This is a genomic window from Mycobacterium sp. (genome assembly GCF_049683355.1).
In the GTDB taxonomy this organism is placed as follows: Bacteria; Actinomycetota; Actinomycetes; order Mycobacteriales; family Mycobacteriaceae; genus Mycobacterium.
Genome location: NZ_JBAUJB010000374.1, coordinates 1 through 2,242 on the forward strand (window position 1 = coordinate 1; position 2,242 = coordinate 2,242).

The window sequence follows — 2,242 nt, forward strand, 5'->3', positions numbered from 1 at the left end:
CCGCCCCGCGGCGGCGTCCGGCCGGGTCAGCACAGCGACCACCTCGTGCCGTGGCGAGTCGATGAGCCGACGCAGGGACGGAAGAGCGGGGTCGGGGGTACCGGCGAAGACAACGCGCACCGAGCCAGTGTAGGGACGCCGTCGCGGGCCTATCGAGACGTCTGGTAGTACTCCCGCTCGCCGACCCCGGTGAGCGGGGCGACGAACATCCACGGGATGGTGCTCAGTGAGCGGTTCAGGGTGGCGACCGCGTCGTTGTAGTACTGCCGGGCGAAAGCCAGCTTGTTCTCGGTGTCCGCCAGGTTCTGCTGGAGGTCGAGGAAGTTCTGCGACGAGTTGAGCTGCGGGTAACTCTGCCCCAGCGCAAGCAGCGGCACCAGGGCGCTGTCGAGCTCCGTCTCGGCGGCGCTGCGCTGTGCCACGGAGTTGCCCGTCGTCGCCGCGGCCAACGCAGCACGGGCGTTGGTGACGTGCTCCAGCAGGCCCTTCTCGTGGGTGGCGAACGTCTGCACGGTGTGCACCAAGCTGGGAATCAGCGAGGCCCGTCGGGTGAGCTCGACGTCGATACCCGACAGCGCCTCGGCGACCCGGACGTCTGCGGCACGAATTTTGTTGTAGCCCAACACGAATCCGAGGAGGACGAGCACCGCCACGATCAGCGCCACTACCAACAGGAACGTCACCACGATCCACCACCTCCGCCGCCTCCGCCGCCGCCCCCGCCGCCGCTGGAACCGCCGCCGCCCGACGAAGAGGACGACTGAGAGGCGGTGTAGGCGCCGATCGAGGAGGACAGGGCCGATTCGAAACTGTCGAAGTCCGGACCACCGGACCCTCCACTGAGCCCCCAGCCCGTCGACGAGGACGACGAGCTGTACCAATCCGGTTGCGGCGCAGCGCTACCGGTGTACGCCTCGTACTTCTTGGCCCACAGTGCGGCGGCTCCCGCGGCGACGGCGAACGGCACGTAGGCGGTGTACAGGTCTCTCCTTGCGCCGAAGTCGAACCTGGCCTCGGCCGAGTCGGTGGCCAGCATGCGGTGGAATCCGCCTGCACGCGACCACAGCTCCCGGCCCGCAGCGGTGCGCCTGGTGCCGACGCCGGGATTCCACGATCCCGCCGAGAGCACGAAGAACGCCGCGAACGGCAACGCCCACATGGTCGCCGGGAAGCCCCACAAGAAGCATGCGCAGATCATCAGGACGAAGGCTACGGCGTTGGCGACGCGCACCCAGAGTTCTCTGTTGCGCTTGACCATCAGCCGATTGACGGTGGCCCACTTCTGCACCGCTTTGGTCATGTCAGCCTTGGCCTTGCTGAGCCGCTCCCCCGACTTGACCGTCTTCTTCGCCTCGAACACCGTTCCCGGCTTCGTCACCTTCAGCCGCTTGGCGACCGCAAGGCTGACCGGGTCCATGCCCGCCCATTGGCCGGGTTGACCGATACCGCGGACCTTCCAGTGCTTGTCGTTGACCTGCTCCAGGCTGATCAGCCTGCGCTCGGCAAGGTAGAACAACGTCGCGGTGAGACCGTTCTTCGGAATCGCCTCGGTGCGGATGTACTCGATCTGCACCGGACCCAGCCCCGGTGGGGGCGCGTACTGCAGCGGGAAGCCCGGTGAGCGTTCCAGCGTCATCCGGTACCAGCCCAGCCCGCCGAGCCCGAACAGCACGGTCAGCACACCCACCCAGATCACCCCGCCGACCGACTGGCCCAGAATCTCGTCCCAGGCGTGCGGCCACGGCAGGTTCTGCCGTTCGGGCGCCGGCAGGTCGACGCCGGCGCGCAGCGTGACCGGGGTCCGGGGCGGGAGCGCGGTGGCCGACAGGGTCACGGTGTTGCCGCTGACGGTGAGGTCGTCGCAGGCCCGACCGATACCGAGGCCGACCGAACACTGGGCCGTGCCGACCGCTGTGGGGAGGGTGACGGTGATGTCGGCGCGTTCGATGCGGTTGTTCCAGGACGGGGCGATGACGTTCCAGAAGAAAACCGAGGCTTCCGCGTCCGACTCGGCGGTGCTGCCGACGGTCTGGGCAAACTGCTTGTCGGCGCCGGTGTCACCGGGGTCGAGGACGCCGGGGATGGTGTAGCGGATCTCGAAGACGTGGGTGCCGGCGCTCAGGGTGCGGTCCGGATCGCCGATCTTGGCCACCCGGAACCGCTGGCCGTCCTCCCACAGCATCTGGTACGGCACCCGCTCGCCGTCGAGCAGCACGGAGTTGACCATCGGCTTCTGCCGCAC

At 68.3% G+C, this 2,242-nt stretch carries 2 protein-coding genes and 1 pseudogene; all 3 read right to left on the minus strand.

Annotated features, from left to right (window positions below; all coding sequences use genetic code 11):
• Positions 1-120: pseudogene (locus WA944_RS21420) on the minus strand (methionyl-tRNA formyltransferase); the annotation flags it as partial.
• Positions 121-149: 29 nt separating this feature from the next.
• Entirely contained in the window at positions 150-686 is a 537-nt protein-coding gene (locus WA944_RS21425; protein WP_526369464.1) for a LemA family protein, read from the minus strand.
• The coding region (locus WA944_RS21430) for a DUF2207 family protein (protein WP_526647322.1) at positions 680-2,242 on the minus strand (1,563 nt) is incomplete at its 5' end. The genes WA944_RS21425 and WA944_RS21430, both read right to left, overlap by 7 nt.